We start from the raw sequence: 20,348 nt of genomic DNA on the forward strand, positions 1-20,348 counted from the left end.
TCAGAATCAGCCAAACACCATGCAAAAAAAATCCATTTACGTTGCCTACACCGGCGGTACCATCGGCATGCAGCGCTCAGAGCACGGCTATATCCCCGTGTCCGGTCACCTTCAACGCCAGCTGGCCCTGATGCCGGAGTTCCACCGCCCGGAAATGCCCGACTTCACCATTCACGAATACCAGCCGCTAATGGACTCTTCGGACATGACGCCCGAAGACTGGCAGCACATCGCCGACGACATTAAGGCCCATTACGACGAGTACGACGGTTTTGTCATTCTCCACGGCACGGACACCATGGCGTTCACCGCCTCCGCGCTGTCGTTTATGCTGGAGAATCTGGGCAAGCCGGTCATTGTGACAGGGTCACAAATCCCGCTGGCGGAGCTGCGCTCGGACGGACAAATCAATTTGCTCAACGCGCTGTACGTGGCGGCAAACTATCCGGTCAATGAAGTCACGCTGTTTTTCAACAACCGCCTCTACCGCGGCAACCGCACCACCAAAGCGCACGCCGACGGCTTCGACGCGTTCGCCTCGCCGAACCTGCCGCCGCTGCTGGAGGCCGGGATCCACATCCGCCGCCTTGGCACGCCGCCCGCGCCGCACGGCAGCGGCGACGTGATTGTCCATCCAATCACCCCGCAGCCTATCGGCGTGGTGACCATCTACCCGGGCATTTCCGCCGAGGTGGTGCGCAACTTTCTGCGCCAGCCGGTGAAGGCGCTGATCTTGCGCTCGTACGGCGTCGGCAACGCGCCGCAAAACGGCGAGTTTCTCAATGAGCTTGCCCAGGCGAGCCTGCGCGGTATTGTGGTAGTGAACCTGACGCAGTGCATGTCCGGTAAAGTGAACATGGGCGGCTACGCCACCGGCAACGCGCTGGCGCATGCGGGAGTGATCAGCGGTTTCGACATGACCGTTGAGGCGACGCTGACCAAGCTGCACTATCTGTTAAGCCAGGGCCTCGACGCCGATGCGGTGCGCACCGCGATGCAGCAAAACCTGCGCGGCGAGCTGACGCCGGACGACTGAGGAGAGACGATGAGCAAACACGCGCTGTTACTGGTGGATATCCAGAATGATTTCTGCGCCGGCGGCGCCCTCGCCGTTCCGGAGGGCGACAGCACGGTAGAGGTCGCCAATACGCTGATCGCCTGGTGCCAGGCGCGGCAAATCCCGGTTATCGCCAGCCAGGACTGGCACCCGGCCAACCACGGCAGCTTCGCCAGCCAGCATCAGGCCGCCCCCTTTTCGCAGGGGCAGCTCGACGGCCTGGCGCAGACCTTCTGGCCGGATCACTGCGTCCAGCACGGCGAGGGCGCACAGCTGCATCCGTTGCTGAACCAGCAGGCGATCGTCGAGGTGTTTCATAAGGGCGAATCGGTGAATATCGACAGCTACAGCGCCTTTTTCGACAACGGCCATCGCCAGGAAACCCGGCTTAACGACTGGCTGCGCGCGCGCCAGATTGACACGCTGATCGTGTTAGGTCTCGCTACCGACTACTGCGTGAAGTTCAGCGTGCTGGATGCCCTGCAGCTGGGCTATGCGGTCAACGTCATTACCGACGGCTGCCGCGGCGTGAACCTCCAGCCGCAGGACAGCGCTCAGGCGTTTATGGACATGGCCGCCGCCGGCGCAACGCTGTATACGCTGGACGACTGGCGGGAAAGCCAGGCGTAAGCACGCCCTCCTCCGCCCGGAATCTCTCCGGGCGGGCCTCAGCGTCGCCCGGCGAACCGCGTTACTGCATTTTCAGCGTCGCGATCGGTTTGGGGGCGATGCCAAAATCTTCCTTCAGCTGCTGTTTGCTCTTCATCACCATCTGCCCCTGGGTGTCGATCGTCATGTGCTGGGCGTCGGTGTTGTAGCGCGCCTGCCACAGCATCACCAGCTGCAGGCTGTTCTCTTTTTGCTCCGGCGTCAGCGCAACGCCGTCCGGCCATTTACCTAACTCGACGGCGGTCACCAGGCGCTGATAAACCTCCGGGGTCATGCTCTCAATAAGCTGTTCGATTTCCATGTTTCGCTGCGTTCCTCAGGAATAATTTGCTGAATCGTTTTTTCAACCCTTAGTCCGATCGCCATTGTCGTCGTCGGCGAAGCTCAGGGAAGCCGAGTTGACGCAGTAGCGCTCGCCGGTCGGCTGAGGGCCGTCCGGGAACACGTGACCAAGGTGCGCATCGCAGCTGCCGCAGCGAATTTCGATGCGCTGCATGCCGTGCGAGTAGTCGTTAAGATAGCGGATCGCCGTGTCGCTGACGGGCTCGTAAAAGCTAGGCCAGCCGCAGCCTGAGTCGAATTTGCTCTGGGAGTTAAACAGCGCGGCATCGCACACCAGGCAGTGGTAAACGCCGTCGCGCTTGTTATGCAGCAAGCGGCCGGTAAACGGGGGTTCAGTGCCGTGATTCTGCGTCACGTAAAACTGCATTTCGCTGAGGGTTTCTTTCAGCGTTTCCGGGGAAAATTTGTTCGCCATGTGCTCACATCTCGCGGTAAAGGGCTACGTAGCCGATTCTAACAAAACATTAACAATGAAGTGCGAACTTTTGTTCTAAACTTAGTCGTTGCGAAAAGGCGGCCTGGCAATTGTGATGTAAATCACATTTTTAACGCTAATGGCCTTTAAAATGCCGCACGCAGGCCCCATATGGAATGCGGCCCAAAGGATGAGTGAGGCGAGTCAGTCGCGCAAAGGTTATGCACAGGATTGATTTGTCGCAATGATTGACACGATTCCGCTTGACGCTGCGTAAGGTTTTTGTAATTTTACAGGCAACCTTTTATTCACTAACAAATAGCTGGTGGAATATATGACTATCAAAGTAGGTATCAACGGTTTTGGCCGTATCGGCCGTATTGTTTTCCGTGCTGCTCAGAAACGTTCTGACATCGAAATCGTTGGTATCAACGATCTGTTAGACGCTGAATACATGGCGTACATGCTGAAGTACGACTCAACTCACGGTCGTTTCGACGGCACCGTTGAAGTGAAAGACGGCCACCTGGTTGTTAACGGCAAAACCATCCGCGTTACTGCTGAGAAAGATCCGGCTAACCTGAAGTGGAACGAAATCGGTGTTGACGTTGTTGCTGAAGCTACCGGTATCTTCCTGACCGACGAAACCGCTCGTAAGCACATCACCGCTGGCGCGAAAAAAGTTGTTCTGACTGGCCCGTCCAAAGACGACACCCCGATGTTCGTACGCGGCGCTAACTTCGAAACTTACGCAGGCCAGGATATCGTTTCCAACGCATCCTGCACCACCAACTGCCTGGCGCCGCTGGCAAAAGTTATCAACGACAACTTCGGCATCATCGAAGGCCTGATGACTACCGTTCACGCGACCACCGCAACTCAGAAAACCGTTGACGGCCCGTCTCACAAAGACTGGCGCGGCGGCCGCGGCGCAGCTCAGAACATCATCCCGTCCTCTACCGGCGCAGCTAAAGCTGTAGGTAAAGTACTGCCGGAACTGAACGGCAAACTGACCGGTATGGCGTTCCGCGTTCCGACTCCGAACGTATCCGTTGTTGACCTGACCGTTCGTCTGCAGAAAGCAGCGTCTTACGAAGAAATCAAGAAAGCAATCAAAGCGGCTTCTGAAGGCGCAATGAAAGGCGTTCTGGGTTACACCGAAGACGACGTTGTATCTACCGATTTCAACGGCGAAGTTTGCACTTCCGTGTTCGATGCTAAAGCAGGTATCGCACTGAACGACAACTTCGTGAAACTGGTATCCTGGTACGACAACGAAACCGGCTACTCCAACAAAGTTCTGGACCTGATCGCTCACATCTCCAAATAAGTTGAGATGAGCATCTGATTCAAAAAGGCGACTTCGGTCGCCTTTTTTATTGCGTTAAGACAGAGGATTGCGTTGATGATTAATAAAATTTTTGCTCTTCCGGTAGTCGAACAACTTACCCCTGTACTCTCCCGTCGCCAGATTGACGGCGCTGACGTGATTGTCGTTGACCACCCGCGCGTAAAAGCCTCCGTAGCGCTGAATGGCGCTCACCTGCTCTCCTGGAAACCAGAGGGTGAAGAAGAAGCGCTGTGGCTGAGCGATGCGACCTCTTTCAAAAAAGGCGCCGCCATTCGTGGCGGGGTGCCTATCTGCTGGCCATGGTTTGGCCCGGCCGCGCAGCAGGGTTTGCCCGCGCACGGTTTTGCCCGTAATCAGCAGTGGCGGCTGAAAGCGCACAACGAAGATGATAACGGCGCGGTGCTGACTTTTGAACTCCAGGCGAACGATGACACCCGCGCCCTCTGGCCGCATGATTTCACCCTGTATGCCCGCTTCAAGCTGGGTAAAACCTGCGAGATTGAGCTGGAAGCCCACGGCGAGTTTGAAACCACCGCCGCGCTGCACACCTACTTTCACGTCGGCGATATCGCCGCGGTGAAGGTCAGCGGTTTTGGCGATCGCTTCATTGATAAAGTGGACGGCGGCAAAGAAGGCCTGCTTAGCGACGGCGTGCAGACCTTCCCGGATCGTACCGACCGCGTCTATCTGAACCCGGAAGCCTGCAGCGTGATCCATGACGGTGCGCTGAAGCGCAACATTGAGGTCGTGCACCGCCATCACAGCAACGTGGTGGGCTGGAACCCGGGCCCGGCGCTGTCCATCAGCATGGGCGACATGCCGGACGACGGCTATAAAACCTTTGTGTGCGTGGAAACGGCCTGCGTGAGCGTGCCGCAAAAAGCCGCTGAAGAGAAGCCGTCTCGCCTGGCGCAGACTATCCGCGTCGTGAAGCGTTAATCCCCACGCTGCACCGCCGCAAAGCAAAACAGGGCGAAACGCCCTGTTTTGATCCCTGCCAGGCACCATTATGGTGCATCGTCAGAAGCTATAGGTTATCCCGGTCGACAGAACGCCGGACCAGCTTTTATCCACCATCGGGCTGTCGGTTATTTCGCCCGACAGACGGGTATAGCGGGCGATGCCGTACACGCTCCAGTCACCGGCAAAACGGTAGTTGGCCGCCAGCTCCAGGTACGGGTTCCAGCTGTTGTCCGGATCGTAGCTGCGCAGACCGCTGCGCTTCGCTTCACTCTTCGACACGCCGTAGTAGTACTGGTTCTGGTTGTCGCTGTTCCACTCCACGCCGATCCCCGGCGTCAGGGTCAGACCGCCGTTGATGTAGCGGTACAGCCAGGCGGTATCCCAGACGATACCGTTGCTGTTGCCCAGCGTATCGCCGGCAAGCGTGGTGCGCAGGAAGCCATACGGCGTGTTGTGCACATATGAAAGACCCGCCATCAGGGTGGTCTTACGACGATCCAGCGCGCGCAGCTGGCTGTTATCGCTGTCCTTGGGTTTGAAATACAGCGGAGACCAGTAGGCGGTAATAGAGAGTTTATCCGCCCTGTCGTTCCACAGGTAGTAGCCGCCGCCCAGGCCGTGGAACCAGAAGCTATCGCCTTCATAGCTGATGACCGGTACCGGATAAACATCTGCGTCATATTGCTTATAGGGATTCTCAACGACCCCTACGCCTGCCCCCAGCGTCAATTTCCCCTCAGCCTGCGCCGCAGAAGACGCTGCAGCAATCAGCACGCCCAGGGTTAAGAGTTTAAATTTAATCACAATGCATATCCCTTTGTTCCAATTTAATCGCGGCGGAAGTGTACCCCTGAGGTCGGATGACCTCAATTTCCTTTACTTCCGCTGACATAAATTAACCTGCCATCATGGCAGCCAGGCATGACAACGCGCTGATGAAGGGATGACAGGCAGATGAATCGCGGGTTTATCACCCTCATCGGGTGGCGATATTTTTTGATGAGTTATTGATATGTCATTGAAATTGAATTTTATCAGCATGCAAGTTTTGCAAATGCCATCTACGCTTAAATTCAGAAGGTGTAATTGCAGGACACGTTTTCTTCCCCCGCTATCGCAACCTGGCATAAGGGTTGCTGTATAACGAATAAGCGTCGTTTTGCTTACCTCTTCCGGGAGCCTCCACTACTCATATGAACGGCTCTTATCCTGTGCTAAAAAACGAAAGGACGGCATGCCATGAATATATTCGATCACTATCGCCAGCGCTATGAAGCTGCCAAGGACGAAGAGTTCACACTGCAGGAGTTTCTTACCATTTGTCGGCAAGATCGCAGTGCCTATGCTAACGCGGCAGAAAGGCTATTGATGGCCATTGGTGAGCCAGTGATGGTGGATACTGCCCAGGTGCCACGGCTGTCCCGTCTCTTTTCAAACCGGGTTATCGCACGCTACCCGGCCTTTGAAGAGTTCTATGGTATGGAAGAAGCTATCGAGCAGATAGTCTCCTACCTGAAGCATGCGGCTCAGGGTCTGGAAGAGAAAAAACAGATCCTCTATCTGTTAGGGCCGGTGGGCGGTGGTAAATCCTCGCTGGCTGAGCGGTTAAAATCGCTGATGCAGCGCGTGCCTATTTACGTGCTCAGCGCCAACGGCGAGCGCAGCCCGGTGAACGATCACCCGCTGTGCCTGTTTAATCCGCAGGAAGACGCGCAGATTCTGGACAAAGAATACGGCGTACCGTATCGCTACCTCGGCACCATCATGTCGCCGTGGGCGGCAAAACGTCTGCACGAGTTCGGCGGCGACATCACCAAATTCCGCGTCGTCAAAGTCTGGCCGTCCATCCTTGAACAAATCGCTATCGCCAAGACGGAGCCGGGCGATGAGAACAACCAGGATATCTCCGCGCTGGTCGGTAAAGTCGATATCCGCAAACTGGAAAACTATGCCCAGAACGATCCGGATGCTTATGGCTACTCCGGCGCGCTGTGCCGGTCAAACCAGGGGATTATGGAATTCGTCGAGATGTTTAAGGCGCCGATTAAGGTGCTGCATCCGCTGCTGACCGCAACGCAGGAAGGGAACTATAACGGGACAGAAGGCATTTCCGCCCTGCCCTTTAACGGCATCATTCTGGCGCACTCCAACGAATCAGAATGGGTCACCTTCCGGAATAACAAAAACAACGAGGCGTTCCTTGACCGCGTGTACATCGTCAAAGTGCCTTATTGCCTGCGCATTTCGGAAGAGATCAAAATTTACGAGAAGCTGCTTAACCATAGCGAGCTGACCCATGCGCCTTGCGCCCCGGGTACACTGGAAACGCTGGCCCGCTTCTCTATTCTGTCGCGGCTGAAAGAGCCGGAGAACTCGAGCATTTACTCAAAAATGCGCGTCTACGACGGCGAAAGCCTGAAAGACACCGACCCGAAAGCGAAATCGTACCAGGAGTATCGCGATTACGCCGGCGTCGACGAAGGGATGAACGGTCTGTCGACCCGCTTCGCGTTCAAAATCCTGTCACGCGTGTTCAACTTCGACCACGTGGAAGTGGCGGCTAACCCGGTGCATCTGTTCTACGTGCTGGAGCAGCAGATTGAGCGCGAGCAGTTCCCGCAGGAGCAGGCGGAGCATTATCTTGAGTTCCTGAAAGGCTATCTGATCCCGAAATACGCCGAGTTTATCGGCAAAGAGATCCAGACCGCCTATCTGGAGTCCTACTCAGAATATGGGCAGAACATTTTCGATCGCTATGTCACCTACGCGGATTTCTGGATTCAGGATCAGGAATACCGCGACCCGGATACCGGCCAGCTGTTTGACCGTGAATCCCTGAACGCCGAACTGGAGAAAATTGAGAAGCCTGCCGGGATCAGCAACCCGAAAGACTTCCGTAACGAAATCGTCAACTTCGTGCTGCGCGCCAGAGCGAACAACAGCGGGCGTAACCCGAACTGGACCAGCTACGAAAAACTGCGCACGGTCATTGAGAAGAAAATGTTCTCCAATACCGAAGAGCTGCTGCCGGTGATTTCGTTTAACGCCAAAACCTCAACCGACGAGCAGAAGAAACATGACGATTTTGTCGATCGTATGATGGAGAAAGGCTATACCCGCAAGCAGGTTCGGCTGCTGTGCGAATGGTATCTGCGCGTACGTAAATCGTCATAACAATACAGGCCGCGGGCAACCGCGGCCCCTCTGCTTAGTTGGCAGTATGGAGGGATTATGACCTGGTTCATAGACCGGCGCCTGAACGGTAAGAACAAGAGTGCGGTGAACCGCCAGCGCTTCTTGCGGCGCTATAAGGCGCAAATCAAGCAGTCGATCTCCGAGGCCATCAACAAGCGTTCGGTGACCGATATAGACAGCGGGGAGTCCGTCTCGATTCCCGTTGATGACATTAGCGAACCGATGTTTCATCAGGGGCGCGGCGGCCTGCGTCACCGCGTTCACCCGGGCAACGACCACTTTGTGCAAAACGACCGTATCGAGCGTCCTCAGGGCGGCGGCGGCGGTTCCGGAAGCGGTCAGGGCCAGGCGAGCCAGGACGGCGAAGGCCAGGATGAGTTCGTCTTTCAGATTTCCAAAGACGAGTATCTCGACCTGCTGTTTGAGGATCTGGCGCTGCCGAACCTGAAGAAGAACCAGCATCGCCAGCTGACCGAGTATAAAACGCACCGCGCGGGATTTACCTCTAACGGGGTGCCGGCCAATATCAGCGTTGTGCGTTCGCTGCAAAACTCGCTGGCGCGCCGTACGGCGATGACGGCCGGTAAGCGTCGCGAGCTGCGCGAGCTGGAGGAGAGTCTCGATATCGTCAGTAAGAGCGAGCCGGTGCAACTGCTGGAAGAGGAGCGTCTGCGCAGAGAGATTGCCGAGCTGCGGGCGAAAATCGAGCGCGTGCCGTTTATCGACACCTTCGATTTACGCTATAAAAACTACGAAAAACGCCCGGAGCCGTCGAGCCAGGCGGTGATGTTCTGCCTGATGGACGTTTCCGGCTCCATGGACCAGGCGACCAAAGACATGGCCAAGCGTTTTTACATTCTGCTGTATCTGTTCCTTAGCCGGACCTATAAAAACGTGGAGGTGGTCTATATTCGCCACCACACCCAGGCGAAAGAGGTGGACGAGCACGAATTCTTCTACTCTCAGGAAACCGGGGGCACTATCGTCTCCAGCGCGCTGAAGCTGATGGATGAGGTGGTGAAGGCGCGCTACGATCCCGCGCAGTGGAACATTTACGCCGCGCAGGCCTCGGACGGCGACAACTGGGCCGATGACTCGCCGCTGTGCCATGAGATCCTCTCGAAGAAGATCCTGCCGGTGGTGCGTTACTACAGCTACATTGAAATCACCCGCCGGGCGCATCAGACCCTGTGGCGCGAGTATGAGCACCTGCAGTCGATGTTTGATAACTTCGCCATGCAGCATATCCGCGACCAGGACGATATCTACCCGGTATTCCGCGAACTGTTCCATAAGCAGGGTACGACAATCAAGGATTAAGCAATATAAATCAGCCAGTTATCTGTGATTTCTGGCTGATTTTTATCCTAATCGTGTATCTAAAAAGACCCTTTTAATTCATTATGTTGCGTAGAGTTTTGGGGAATGCTTTTCCTTATCGTTCTATGCTGTCACACGCTGTGTCACTTGTATGTCATAGGAATAACAGTCCAAGATTGCAAGATTAACAATCTGGATATTAGAAGCTGTGCTATAACAACCCTAGAATACTATTTCAATGGTTTCAAATCGGTGATGTGTATTTTTTAAACTCACCATGGTCTATTTTCCAATCATATTGCGGGTCATTTACTCCTCTAGTGTGAATCAGACTTCCTCCAAAAGGCACAAAATCTACCTCCCCCCACCATTCATTACTTGACTTTATATTGGAGACATGTGCAATCATTCTAAATACATGATTCATATTTATTGCATAAATGTAAATTGATTCATTGTTAGGCTGCGCAATATAGTATCTTAAATAGTCTATAATTACATCTGGAGGTGGCACACTTACTTCAGAATCAGCAATATACAACGCCCCTTTAACATTATACTGCACAGATATTTTCTCATGCCCAGAATTCATAAGACTATGATCAAAAATATCTTTCCCAATGTAATTGGTTAATCCAGTTTTAATTATCAATTCAAACTCATGAGGGAACATGTCATAAGAATTTGACTTCGCCAATTTCAAATCGTAAATTTTAAATGAACTACTCCCTGTCACTCTTACTCGCACTAATATATCACGACCTTTATTCTTGTTAGTTAAAAAGACAAAGCTTTCACCGGGTTTCTGTGGATCTGGCACATAAGAGACTAAAATATCATTAATCGCATCGGCGTCATTTTTCATGATAACTTTCTCTTAACAGGAACGGTAAAAAAAACGAATCGGTACAGTAATTAAATGTAGCTAGTTGTTATATGAAAATCAAAGAACCTTAATAAAATTACAAAATTTAGAGCTGTTTGTATTTGAATGATTGAATGTTCAAGAATAACAATGACAAAACGATAACCCTTCTTTTTATATGATTTAACCAGAACGCACTGCCGCAGGATCATTAACGCCAATCAGCCAGCAGAATGCGCTGCTGGCTGATTTATCTTATGAGAATCATTATACATTTTCCTGAAAATCCCCGCCGCTGACCGCCTCTCAGTTGATCCAACACAATGCTTTAGTATGACGAATTACTAAAATCATCACACTTTTTGTCACACTTTTATCCTCTGAGGGAATCACCGTGAACCACCTCCGCCGTTCGCTACTGGCGCTCCTGTTCTGTGCTACATCCGCGGCTTACGCCGCCCGCGACGAAATCGCCACTGCATGGCCGGTCAACGTCGGGCCGCTCAACCCGCATCTGTACACCCCCAACCAGATGTTTGCCCAGAGCATGGTGTATGAACCGCTGGTGAAGTATCAGGCGGATGGTTCGGTGAAGCCCTGGCTTGCCAAAAGCTGGACGCACTCGGCGGACGGTAAAACCTGGGTGTTCACTCTGCGCGACGACGTTACCTTCTCCAACGGCGAACCGTTTGACGCCCGGGCCGCCGCGGAGAACTTTCGCGCCGTGCTGGATAACCGCAAACGCCACGCCTGGCTTGAGCTGGCGAACCGGATAGTCGATGCAAAGGCGCTCAGCAAAAGCGAGCTGCAAATCACCCTGAAAAGCGCCTACTACCCTTTCCTGCAGGAACTCTCCCTGCCCCGGCCTTTTCGCTTTATCGCCCCGTCGCAGTTTAAAAATAACGAGACCATGAACGGAATTCAGGCGCCCATCGGCACCGGACCGTGGGTGCTGAAGGCGTCAAAGCCGAACCAGTACGACGTGCTGGTGCGTAACGACCGCTACTGGGGCGAAAAACCGCAGATTCGCCAGGTGACCGTGAAGGTTATCCCGGATCCCACCACCCGCGCGGTGGCGTTTGAAACCGGCGATATTGACCTGCTGTACGGCAACGAAGGGCTGCTGCCGCTCGACACGTTCGCGCGGTTCAGCCAGAACCCGGCGTATCGCACGCAACTTTCCTCGCCGATAGAGACGGTGATGCTGGCGCTGAACTCCGCCAAAGCGCCGACCGACGAGCTCGCGGTACGCGAGGCGCTGAACTATGCGGTGAATAAAAAGTCGCTTATCGACAACGCCCTGTACGGCACCCAGCAGGTGGCCGACACGCTGTTTTCCCCCGCCGTCCCCTATGCCGACATCGGCCTGAAGCCGCGCCAGTACGACCCGCAGCGGGCGAACGCGCTGCTGGAACAGGCGGGCTGGGTGCGGCCTGCGGGGAAAGCCATTCGCGAGAAAAACGGCCAGCCGCTGCGCATAGCGCTGGCGTTTATCGGCACCGATGCGCTGAGCAAATCGATGGCGGAAATCATTCAGGCCGATATGCGCCAGGTGGGCGTGGAGGTGGCGCTGATCGGTGAGGAAGAGAGCAGTATTTACGCCCGCCAGCGCGACGGCCGCTTCGGCATGATTTTCAACCGCACCTGGGGCGCGCCGTATGACCCGCACGCCTTTCTGAGCTCAATGCGCGTGCCGTCCCACGCCGACTATCAGGCGCAGCAGGGGTTAGCCGACAAACCGGTGATTGATAAAAAGATTAGCGAGGTGCTGGAAACCACCGACGAAACGCAGCGCCAGGCGCTGTACCGCGATATTCTGACGCGCCTGCACAATGATGCGGTTTATCTGCCCATCAGCTACATCTCCATGATGGTGGTCGCCAAACCGGCGCTGGGTACGATCCCGTATGCGCCGGTGGCTACCGAAATTCCGTTCGAACAGATTACCCCGGTGAAACCCTGATGCTGCACTACGCGTTACGGCGCATGGCGCTGCTTATCCCGATGGTTTTCGCCGCATCGGTGATTATCTTCCTGCTGCTGCGGCTGGGCGCCGGCGACCCGGCGCTTGACTATCTGCGGCTGTCCAACCTGCCGCCGACGCCGGAGATGGTGGCCTCGACGCGGGTCATGCTCGGGCTGGACCAGCCGCTGATTGCCCAGTATGGCCGCTGGCTGTGGAACGCGCTGCATCTGGATTTCGGCCTCTCTTTCGCCACCCAGCGGCCGGTGCTCGATGATGTGCTGAATTTTTTGCCCGCCACGCTGCAGCTGGCGGGCGCGGCGCTGGCGCTGATCCTGCTGACCTCGGTGCCGATGGGCATCTGGGCGGCGCGTCATCGCGATCGCCTGCCCGATTTCGCCGTACGCCTTATCGCCTTTCTCGGCGTGTCGATGCCCAACTTCTGGCTCGCCTTCCTGCTGGTGATGCTCTTCTCGGTGCATTTGCAGTGGCTGCCGGCCATGGGCTACGGCGGCTGGCAGCACATCATCCTGCCTGCGCTGTCGATTGCCTTTATGTCGCTGGCGATTAACGCCCGCCTGCTGCGCGCCAGCATGCTCGACGTCGCCGGGCAGCGGCATGTCACCTGGGCCCGCCTGCGCGGGCTTAACGACAGGCAAACCGAGCGTCGCCACATCCTGCGCAACGCGTCGCTGCCGATGATCACCGCCGTCGGCATGCATATCGGCGAGCTTATCGGCGGAACGATGATCATTGAGAATATCTTCGCCTGGCCGGGCATCGGCCGCTATGCGGTATCGGCGATTTTCAACCGCGACTATCCGGTTATCCAGTGCTTTACGCTGATCATGGTGGTGGTCTTCGCCGTCTGCAATCTGACCGTCGACCTGCTGAACGCCGCGCTGGATCCGCGCATTCGCCGTCATGAAGGAGCGCATGCATGACCTTTTTTCTCTCCGCGCGCTGGCCGGTGCGGCTGGCGCTGCTCGCCATCGTACTGCTGGCGGCGGTTGCGCTGACCAGCCAGTGGTGGCTGCCGTACGATCCGCAGGCCATTGATTTGCCCTCCCGTCTGCTGGCGCCGGGCAGCGAGCACTGGCTGGGCACCGACCATCTGGGGCGCGACATCTTCTCGCGCCTGCTGGCGGCAACGCGCGTCTCGCTCGGCTCGGTGATGGCCTGCCTGCTGCTGGTGCTCGCCATGGGGCTTATCGTCGGCGGCAGCGCCGGGCTGATTGGCGGCCGCGTCGATCAGGCCGCCATGCGCGTTGCGGATATGTTTATGACCTTCCCGACCTCCATTCTCTCCTTCTTTATGGTGGGCGTGCTGGGCACCGGGCTGACCAACGTCATTATCGCCATCGCCCTCTCGCACTGGGCCTGGTATGCCCGTATGGTGCGCAGCCTGGTTATCTCCTTGCGCCAGCGCGAGTTCGTGCTCGCCGCGCGGCTTTCCGGTGCGGGGCATATCCGCATTTTTATCGACCATCTGGCGGGCGCGGCCATTCCGTCTCTGCTGGTGCTGGCGACGCTGGATATCGGCCATATGATGCTGCACGTCGCCGGGATGTCATTCCTTGGCCTCGGCGTAACCGCGCCCACCGCCGAATGGGGGGTGATGATTAACGACGCCCGCCAGTATATCTGGACCCAGCCGCTGCAGATGCTCTGGCCGGGGCTGGCGCTGTTCATCAGCGTGATGGCCTTTAACATGGTGGGTGACGCCCTGCGCGATCATCTGGATCCTCATCTGGTCACGGAGCATGCCCACTGATGCCGCAACGTATCGATCTCCACAATATCGTACTGCAGGCCGGGCGGCCGCTGGTGCACGGCGTATCGCTGTCGCTCACCCGCGGGCGCGTGCTGGCGCTGGTCGGCGGCAGCGGCAGCGGAAAGTCGCTGACCTGCGCGGCGGCGCTCGGCGTGCTGCCCGCCGGGGTGCGTCAGACGGCGGGCGTCATCCTGGCGGACGGCGAACCGGTATCTCCCGCTTCGCTTCGCGGGGCGCGCATCGCCACCATAATGCAAAACCCGCGCAGCGCCTTTAATCCGCTGCACACCATGGCGACCCATGTGCGGGAAACCTGCATGGCGCTGGGGAAACCCGCCGACAGCGCCACCCTGATCGCGGCCCTCGAGGCCGTTGGGCTTGAAGAGCCGACGCGGGTGCTGGGGCGCTATCCCTTTGAGATGAGCGGCGGCATGCTGCAGCGGATGATGATCGCCATGGCGGTGCTGTCCGAAGCGCCGTTTATCATCGCCGACGAGCCGACGACCGACCTCGACGTGGTAGCGCAGGCGCGCATTCTCGACCTGCTGGACAGCATTATGCAAAGCCGGGCGCCGGGTATGCTGCTGGTGACCCACGACATGGGCGTGGTGGCGCGTCTGGCTGATGACGTCGCGGTGATGGACAATGGCCGCATCGTGGAACAGGCCGATGTCGATACCCTGTTCCGCGCGCCGTCGCATGCCGTTACGCGCCGCCTGATTTCGGCGCATCTCGCGCTGTACGGTATGGAGATTGCCTCATGACCTTAATCACGGTATCTGCGGTTTCTCACCGCTATCTCCCTTCCGCCCTCGGCGGCAGGCACCTGCCCCAGACGGTGCTGGAAGACGTGTCGTTCAGCCTGAACGGCGGCGAAACCGTTGCCCTGCTGGGCCGCAGCGGCTGCGGAAAAAGCACGCTGGCGCGGCTTATCGTCGGGCTGGAGTCCCCAACTCGTGGTCGTATCCTCTGGCGCGACGAGCCGCTGTCGGCGCTGAACCGCCGCCAGCAAAAAGCGTTCCGCCGCGAAATCCAGATGGTGTTTCAGGACTCGATCAGCGCGGTGAATCCGCGCAAAACCGTGCGGGAGATCCTGCGTGAACCGATGCGCCACCTCCTGTCGCTCACCCGGGCGGAACAGCTGACGCGCGCCAGCGAGATGCTGCGCGCGGTGGAGCTGGATGACGACATTCTCGACCAGCGTCCGCCGCAGCTCAGCGGCGGGCAGCTCCAGCGCGTCTGCCTGGCGCGGGCGCTGGCGGTGGAGCCGAAGCTGCTGATTCTCGACGAAGCGGTCTCTAACCTCGACCTGGTGCTGCAGGCGGGCGTCATTCGTCTGCTCAAAAGGCTGCAGCAGCAGTTCGGCACCGCCTGCCTGTTCATCACTCACGATCTGCGTCTGGTGGAGCGTTTTTGCCACCGCGTGCTGGTGATGGACGCCGGTAAAATTGTTGAGGCGCAAACTCCTGGCGACAGATTAACGTTTTCCTCTGAGGCCGGGCGTGTGTTACAAAATGCGGTACTTCCCGCATTTCCCGTGCGCCTACGCGCCGCACCATGAGGTTTAAGCCAGATGCAACGTATCACCATTACCCTTGATGACGATTTACTGGAAACACTGGACAGCCTGAGCCAGCGCCGCGGCTACCATAACCGCTCTGAAGCGATTCGCGACATTCTGCGCGCCTCGCTGGCCCAGGAAGCCATGCAGGAGCACGGCACCCAGGGCTTTGCCGTGCTCTCCTACGTGTATGAGCATGAGAAGCGCGACCTGGCCAGCCGTATCGTCTCCGCCCAGCACCACCATCACGACCTGTCCGTCTCCACGCTGCACGTGCACATCAATCACGACGATTGCCTGGAAATCTCCGTGCTCAAAGGCGATATGGGCGACGTGCAGCATTTTGCCGATAACGTCATCGCCCAGCGCGGGGTGCGTCACGGTCATTTACAGTGTTTACCGCTGGAGAAATAGCCCGCGGGCTCAGCCGGCCAGAAAATTGCCGTAACGGGCGATATCAACATTTCCGCCGCTGATGATGATGCCGATGCGCTTACCCTTCAGCGCTTCCCGGCGCGCTCGCGCGGCGGCAAAACCGAGGCAGCCGGTCGGCTCAACCACCATTTTCATGCGCTCTGCCAGAAAACGCATGGCTACCAGCAGCTCCTCATCCGTAACGGTGAGAATGTCGTCCACCTTCTGCTGAATGATTGGGAAGGTGAGCTCGCCAAGATGCTGCGTCTGCGCGCCGTCGGCAATCGTCGTAGGGGTTTCAATATGGACAATGCGGCCGCTTCTGAACGACCGCTGGCCATCATTACCGGCCTCGGGTTCAACGCCATATACCGCACATCCGGGCGACAGCGCCCGGGCCGAAAGCGCCGAACCGGCCAGCAGACCGCCGCCGCCCAGGCAGACGAACAGCGCATCCAGATCGCCGACCTCTTCAAATAGCTCTTTCGCCGCGGTGCCCTGCCCGGCAATCACGTGCGGATGATCGTAAGGCGGAATCAGCGTCATGCCGTGCTTTTGCGCCAGGTCGCGGCCAATCTGCTCGCGGTCTTCGGTGTAGCGGTCATACATCACCACGTTGCCGCCGTAACCCCGCGTGGCGGCGACCTTCGCGGCCGGGGCGTCTTTCGGCATGACGATAGTGGCGGGAATGCCCATCAGCTGTGCGGACAGCGCAATCGCCTGCGCGTGGTTACCGGAAGAAAAGGCTACCACGCCCCCCTTTTTCTGCTCTTCGCTGAACTGCTGCAAGGCGTTCATGGCGCCGCGAAACTTAAAGGCGCCCATGCGCTGAAAGTTTTCACATTTGAAAAAGACCTCAGCGCCCATTTCTTCATTAACGGTGCGCGAGGTCATCACCGGCGTTACGTTGGCAAGGCCCGCAATGCGATCGGCGGCGGCGGCAACGTCCTGGTAATCAGGTAAGATCTGTTTGTTCATAGCGTTAACCTTTGATGAGTAAAAATCGGATCCGGCAACTGTCTGAAGCCCGCGAGGCTCAGAGGTCAGGCGCCAGCGCGATGGCTTCAACCTCAACCGCCAGACCGTAATGCAGCGTGCTGACGCCCGCCACCGCGCGTGCAGGACGAAACTCCCCAATCCATTTAGCGTAAACGTCATTGAATTCCGGCCACTGCGCAATATCGGTCATGTAAACCCGAACCTGCACCAGCCTGGCGCGGGAGGTACCCGCGCCGGCAAGGCACGCATCCAGATTCTCAAGCGCCTGGCGCGCCTGCTGTCTGAAAGGCGCGTTTGTCAGCTTTTCTCCGCTGAATGTAATCGGCAGCTGGCCTGAGACATAGACCATCCCCCTCGCGGTGCAGCTTGCCGAATAGTGTCCTGCTGGCGGGCAGCTTTCGGAGGTATTAAGAACAATGTCAGTCATCACGTTGCGTCCTGTTGTCAGTTCGTTGCCAGAAATACGCTTCGCAGACGCTCATCTTGCGCCATTCGCTTTTATTAAACAAAATATATATAATAAGACAAAATGTCTAATTCATTTTTTCTGAAACTGCCCGCATCAAAAATGCGTGCGCCAGCAGCATTGAGGGCGAGCCCTGGACAGAAGGTGGATGGTATGCGCCTTTTAGGGGATACTGCCGAAGATAAATTAACCACGAGAATTCCTATGCCGGACAATCAGAATGCGTCCTTATTGTCGCAGCTCAGTAACATTGCGCAGGGGCTGAGTGAAACCTTCGCCCCTTTCTGCGAGGTGGTGGTGCATGACCTTAGCAATCCGGAGCATGCGATCCTTGCCATCTACAACAATCTTTCCGGGAGAGACGTCGGCGACCCCGCAACCGAACTGGGCCTGGCCAGAATCGCATCGCCGGAATTTCCTGGCGTCATTTCAAACTATGCGAACACATTTTCGGATGGCCGCCCCGTAAAGAGTACCTCTGTCGGCATCAAAAATGATGAGGGCCAGTACGTCGCAGCGCTCTGCCTGAACGTGGACATGTCTCTGTTCCGGGGGATGCAAAGCGCCCTTCAGCAGTTCACTGACGTGTCCCCGGCGGCGATCGCCGAACACCTTGAGCCCGGCGGTTCAGAAGCCATCAGGAAGCGTATCGATCGCTTCGCGGCACGCCTGGCGACAACGCCGCGCGCGCTCAAAGCGCCCGAACGCAGGCAGCTGATGCAGGAGCTGAAGGAAAACGGGCTGCTGGATGTAAAAAAATCGATGGATACCATCGCGCTCCACCTGGGCGTATCCCGGGCCACCGTTTATCTTTACGCCAAAGAGTGCAGCTAAATGCTTCATTTTTCGAAACCCATCGGTTGCCCGGCTTCCCCCTCGGGACTATGCTGATGGCCCGTCTTCTCTTCTTGTGGAGTTAACATGACTGCAATTGCCTCCCGCGATATCCACCAGCACCTGCTGGACGTTCTTAGCGCTGAACGGGCGCGTTTTCGCGTGATGGAACACGAGGCCATCGGCAAATGTGAAGCCGTCTCGGAGGTGCGCGGCACCGCGCTGGGTCAGGGTGCGAAAGCGCTGGTCTGTAAGGTGAAAGGCAACGGCGTGAAGCAGCACGTGCTGGCGATCCTCGCCGCCGATCGTCAGGCCGACCTCGCCCTGCTGGCGGAGCATCTCGGCGGGCTGAAGGCCTCGCTGGCAAGCCCGGCGGAAGTGGATGAGCTGACCGCCTGCGTGTTTGGCGCGATCCCGCCGTTCAGCTTCCATCCCGCCCTGAAGCTGGTTGCCGATCCGCTGCTGTTTGAACGTTTCGCCGAAATTGCGTTTAACGCGGGCTCGCTGGAAAAATCGATTGTGATGGACACACGGGACTACCTGCGTATCGCGAAACCGCAGCTGGTAAAATTTTGCCGCGCGGATTAACCCATCCGTTCGAGCAACAGGACTGAGGCAACCAGAATCAACGCTACGCCGATAAAGACGCTGGCGATAACCACGGTTTCAATCAACATCGGATCGTTCACCTGCGTATCTCCACTAAAAACAGGAGTCAGAAACGATTGTTCTCCTCTCTGATGACAAACGAATGACAGTCAGGTTTCTCGTCTTTCCCGTTTGCAAAACGACGCCCGCGCCGGAAAAAAAAGCCTGCTCATTCACGCCGTTGCGCGTACAGTAAGCAGGCTTACTTTTTTTTATTTCTGGCAAGGATTCCTGCAATGTTTGATACCACCCTGCTGATTTTACTGGGGCTGGCGGCGCTGGGCTTTATCAGTCATAACACCACCGTCGCGGTTTCGATTCTGGTGCTGATTATCGTGCGCGTAACGCCGCTGAATACCTTCTTCCCGTGGATTGAAAAACAGGGGCTGAGCGTCGGGATCATTATCCTTACCATCGGCGTCATGGCCCCGATCGCCAGCGGCACGCTGCCGCCTTCCACCCTTATTCACTCGTTCATGAACTGGCGTTCGCTGGTGGCTATCGCCGTAGGGGTGTTTGTCTCCTGGCTTGGCGGGCGCGGCGTAACGCTGATGGGCTCGCAGCCGCACCTGGTGGCGGGTTTACTGGTCGGCACCGTGCTGGGCGTGGCGCTGTTTCGCGGCGTGCCGGTGGGGCCGCTCATCGCCGCAGGCCTGGTGTCCCTGCTTATCGGGAAGACGTAGTCAGCGCGCTGAGATAGCGCCCGGGCGTTTGCCCCAGGCCCTTGCGAAACATGGTGATAAACGCCGTCGTCGAGTCGTAGCCCAGCGCCTGCGCCACCTGCTGCACCGCCTGGCCTCGGACGAGCAGTTGCAGCGCCAGTATCAGCTGCAGCTGGTGCCGCCAGCGGCGAAAGCTGAGCCCGGTCTCCTTCACCACCAGACGCGCCAGGTTGCGCTCGCTCATGGCAAAATGCGAGGCCCACTGCCCCAGCGTTTGCCACTGCGCGGGTTCGGCGGCCATGGTATCGGCCATCAGGCGGATCTTCGGATGCGCCGACACCGGAAGCTGCAGCTGCTCCTGAGGCTGCTGCGGCAGCTCATCAAACAGCACCTGAATCAGACGCTGCGTCGCCGGCTGTTCCCTCCCGGCGCCGTCGCGCTCCGCCAGCGATAAAATCAGCTCCCGAACCAGCGGCGAGATTTTTAGCGTGCAGCAGCGGGCCGGCATCGCCGCCTCCCCCGGCTCAATAAATAAAAAGCACAGCCCGGCGTTGGGCGTCGCGCGGTTGCTGTGCGGCACCTGCCCCGGGATCCACACGGCGTACTGCGGCGGCACCATCCACATTGCATTCTCGACTTCGCAGGTAATCGCCCCGCGCAGCGCCAGAATCAGCTGCCCTTTGCGATGCCGGTGTTCGGGGATCAGCTGTTCATCCGCCGCCACCTGGATACGAAACGCGACGGCGGGATCGTGGTAGAGGTCCGGCTCGTAGCCGCCGAGTCCAAGTCCAATCATGTTTTTGTCCGATATTAGCGATAATTTGTCATTTTAGCTTGATTCCAGCAGGAA

Annotated in this window: 23 protein-coding genes; 15 read left to right on the forward strand and 8 right to left on the reverse strand. The window is 57.4% G+C overall.

Annotation, left to right across the window (positions count from 1 at the left end):
- Nucleotides 1–19: 19 nt before the first annotated feature.
- On the forward strand, nucleotides 20–1,036 hold the full coding sequence (gene ansA / locus ENTCL_RS13000; protein ID WP_013366595.1) for an asparaginase: 1,017 nt from the start codon (nucleotides 20–22) through the stop codon (nucleotides 1,034–1,036).
- 9 nt (nucleotides 1,037–1,045) lie between these two features.
- Nucleotides 1,046–1,687 (forward strand): bifunctional nicotinamidase/pyrazinamidase, encoded by a 642-nt coding sequence (gene pncA, locus ENTCL_RS13005; protein WP_013366596.1) that lies wholly within the window; start codon nucleotides 1,046–1,048, stop codon nucleotides 1,685–1,687.
- Nucleotides 1,688–1,748: 61 nt separating this feature from the next.
- Here pncA and ENTCL_RS13010 read toward each other — a convergent pair whose 3' ends face one another.
- Nucleotides 1,749–2,027 (reverse strand): YeaC family protein, encoded by a 279-nt coding sequence (locus ENTCL_RS13010; RefSeq protein ID WP_013366597.1) that lies wholly within the window; start codon nucleotides 2,025–2,027, stop codon nucleotides 1,749–1,751.
- A 42-nt stretch (nucleotides 2,028–2,069) separates the two neighbouring features.
- Nucleotides 2,070–2,483: a peptide-methionine (R)-S-oxide reductase MsrB gene (msrB, locus tag ENTCL_RS13015; protein ID WP_013366598.1), complete on the reverse strand. Its 414-nt coding sequence runs from the start codon at nucleotides 2,481–2,483 to the stop codon at nucleotides 2,070–2,072.
- Between the two features lie 334 nt (nucleotides 2,484–2,817).
- Between msrB and gapA the strand changes: the two genes are divergently transcribed.
- Both gapA and ENTCL_RS13025 read left to right on the forward strand, forming a co-directional pair.
- Nucleotides 2,818–3,813, forward strand: a complete 996-nt coding sequence (gapA, locus tag ENTCL_RS13020) for a glyceraldehyde-3-phosphate dehydrogenase (RefSeq protein ID WP_013366599.1) — start codon at nucleotides 2,818–2,820, stop codon at nucleotides 3,811–3,813.
- Nucleotides 3,814–3,888: 75 nt separating this feature from the next.
- Nucleotides 3,889–4,773 carry a D-hexose-6-phosphate mutarotase gene (locus tag ENTCL_RS13025; RefSeq protein ID WP_013366600.1) on the forward strand — a complete coding sequence of 295 codons (885 nt, stop codon included), beginning with the start codon at nucleotides 3,889–3,891 and terminating at the stop codon, nucleotides 4,771–4,773.
- Between the two features lie 81 nt (nucleotides 4,774–4,854).
- On the opposite strand, the gene ENTCL_RS13030 is transcribed toward ENTCL_RS13025, so the two are convergent.
- Nucleotides 4,855–5,601, reverse strand: coding sequence for a MipA/OmpV family protein (locus ENTCL_RS13030; protein ID WP_013366601.1), 747 nt, complete (start codon nucleotides 5,599–5,601; stop codon nucleotides 4,855–4,857).
- 435 nt (nucleotides 5,602–6,036) lie between these two features.
- Here ENTCL_RS13030 and yeaG point away from each other — a divergent pair, with 435 nt between their 5' ends.
- Together yeaG and ENTCL_RS13040 are read left to right on the forward strand one after the other, a co-directional pair.
- A complete protein-coding gene (yeaG, locus tag ENTCL_RS13035) occupies nucleotides 6,037–7,971 on the forward strand; it encodes a protein kinase YeaG (protein ID WP_013366602.1) in 1,935 nt (644 codons plus the stop codon).
- 57 nt (nucleotides 7,972–8,028) lie between these two features.
- Nucleotides 8,029–9,312, forward strand: a complete 1,284-nt coding sequence (locus ENTCL_RS13040; protein ID WP_013366603.1) for a YeaH/YhbH family protein — start codon at nucleotides 8,029–8,031, stop codon at nucleotides 9,310–9,312.
- Nucleotides 9,313–9,556: 244 nt separating this feature from the next.
- Here ENTCL_RS13040 and ENTCL_RS13045 read toward each other — a convergent pair whose 3' ends face one another.
- Entirely contained in the window at nucleotides 9,557–10,177 is a 621-nt protein-coding gene (locus ENTCL_RS13045) for a hypothetical protein (RefSeq protein WP_013366604.1), read from the reverse strand.
- 394 nt (nucleotides 10,178–10,571) lie between these two features.
- On the opposite strand from ENTCL_RS13045, the gene nikA reads away from it, so the two are divergent.
- The 6 genes from nikA to nikR are packed head-to-tail and all read left to right on the forward strand — an operon-like array spanning nucleotide 10,572 to nucleotide 15,889.
- On the forward strand, nucleotides 10,572–12,140 hold the full coding sequence (gene nikA / locus ENTCL_RS13050; protein ID WP_013366605.1) for a nickel ABC transporter substrate-binding protein: 1,569 nt from the start codon (nucleotides 10,572–10,574) through the stop codon (nucleotides 12,138–12,140).
- Nucleotides 12,140–13,084 (forward strand): nickel ABC transporter permease subunit NikB, encoded by a 945-nt coding sequence (gene nikB, locus ENTCL_RS13055; RefSeq protein WP_013366606.1) that lies wholly within the window; start codon nucleotides 12,140–12,142, stop codon nucleotides 13,082–13,084. Before nikA ends, nikB begins: the two co-directional genes overlap by 1 nt.
- A complete protein-coding gene (gene nikC / locus ENTCL_RS13060) occupies nucleotides 13,081–13,914 on the forward strand; it encodes a nickel ABC transporter permease subunit NikC (RefSeq protein ID WP_013366607.1) in 834 nt (277 codons plus the stop codon). The genes nikB and nikC overlap by 4 nt, the downstream gene beginning before the upstream one ends.
- Nucleotides 13,914–14,678: a nickel import ATP-binding protein NikD gene (gene nikD, locus ENTCL_RS13065; protein WP_013366608.1), complete on the forward strand. Its 765-nt coding sequence runs from the start codon at nucleotides 13,914–13,916 to the stop codon at nucleotides 14,676–14,678. Before nikC ends, nikD begins: the two co-directional genes overlap by 1 nt.
- On the forward strand, nucleotides 14,675–15,475 hold the full coding sequence (gene nikE / locus ENTCL_RS13070) for a nickel import ATP-binding protein NikE (RefSeq protein WP_013366609.1): 801 nt from the start codon (nucleotides 14,675–14,677) through the stop codon (nucleotides 15,473–15,475). The genes nikD and nikE overlap by 4 nt, the downstream gene beginning before the upstream one ends.
- A gap of 12 nt (nucleotides 15,476–15,487) precedes the next feature.
- Complete coding sequence (gene nikR / locus ENTCL_RS13075) at nucleotides 15,488–15,889, forward strand: nickel-responsive transcriptional regulator NikR (protein ID WP_013366610.1); 402 nt, start codon at nucleotides 15,488–15,490, stop codon at nucleotides 15,887–15,889.
- Between the two features lie 9 nt (nucleotides 15,890–15,898).
- On the opposite strand, the gene ENTCL_RS13080 is transcribed toward nikR, so the two are convergent.
- Complete coding sequence (locus ENTCL_RS13080) at nucleotides 15,899–16,867, reverse strand: threo-3-hydroxy-L-aspartate ammonia-lyase (protein ID WP_013366611.1); 969 nt, start codon at nucleotides 16,865–16,867, stop codon at nucleotides 15,899–15,901.
- A 58-nt stretch (nucleotides 16,868–16,925) separates the two neighbouring features.
- Complete coding sequence (locus ENTCL_RS13085) at nucleotides 16,926–17,315, reverse strand: RidA family protein (protein ID WP_013366612.1); 390 nt, start codon at nucleotides 17,313–17,315, stop codon at nucleotides 16,926–16,928.
- 243 nt (nucleotides 17,316–17,558) lie between these two features.
- Here ENTCL_RS13085 and ENTCL_RS13090 point away from each other — a divergent pair, with 243 nt between their 5' ends.
- Nucleotides 17,559–18,188 carry a helix-turn-helix transcriptional regulator gene (locus ENTCL_RS13090; RefSeq protein ID WP_013366613.1) on the forward strand — a complete coding sequence of 210 codons (630 nt, stop codon included), beginning with the start codon at nucleotides 17,559–17,561 and terminating at the stop codon, nucleotides 18,186–18,188.
- A gap of 87 nt (nucleotides 18,189–18,275) precedes the next feature.
- The gene (locus tag ENTCL_RS13095) at nucleotides 18,276–18,776 is read left to right on the forward strand and encodes a YbaK/prolyl-tRNA synthetase associated domain-containing protein (RefSeq protein WP_013366614.1); all 501 of its coding nucleotides are present in this window, start codon (nucleotides 18,276–18,278) and stop codon (nucleotides 18,774–18,776) included.
- Here the strand turns inward: ENTCL_RS13095 and ENTCL_RS24040 are convergent.
- Nucleotides 18,773–18,865, reverse strand: coding sequence for a hypothetical protein (locus ENTCL_RS24040; protein ID WP_272481308.1), 93 nt, complete (start codon nucleotides 18,863–18,865; stop codon nucleotides 18,773–18,775). The genes ENTCL_RS13095 and ENTCL_RS24040 overlap by 4 nt on opposite strands.
- Before the next feature lie 207 nt (nucleotides 18,866–19,072).
- Between ENTCL_RS24040 and ENTCL_RS13100 the strand changes: the two genes are divergently transcribed.
- The gene (locus ENTCL_RS13100; protein ID WP_013366615.1) at nucleotides 19,073–19,519 is read left to right on the forward strand and encodes a DUF441 domain-containing protein; all 447 of its coding nucleotides are present in this window, start codon (nucleotides 19,073–19,075) and stop codon (nucleotides 19,517–19,519) included.
- Here the strand turns inward: ENTCL_RS13100 and ENTCL_RS13105 are convergent.
- A complete protein-coding gene (locus tag ENTCL_RS13105) occupies nucleotides 19,503–20,294 on the reverse strand; it encodes an AraC family transcriptional regulator (RefSeq protein WP_013366616.1) in 792 nt (263 codons plus the stop codon). The genes ENTCL_RS13100 and ENTCL_RS13105 overlap by 17 nt on opposite strands.
- Nucleotides 20,295–20,348 lie beyond the last annotated feature (54 nt).

This window comes from [Enterobacter] lignolyticus SCF1 (assembly GCF_000164865.1).
GTDB lineage: Bacteria > Pseudomonadota > Gammaproteobacteria > Enterobacterales > Enterobacteriaceae > Enterobacter_B > Enterobacter_B lignolyticus.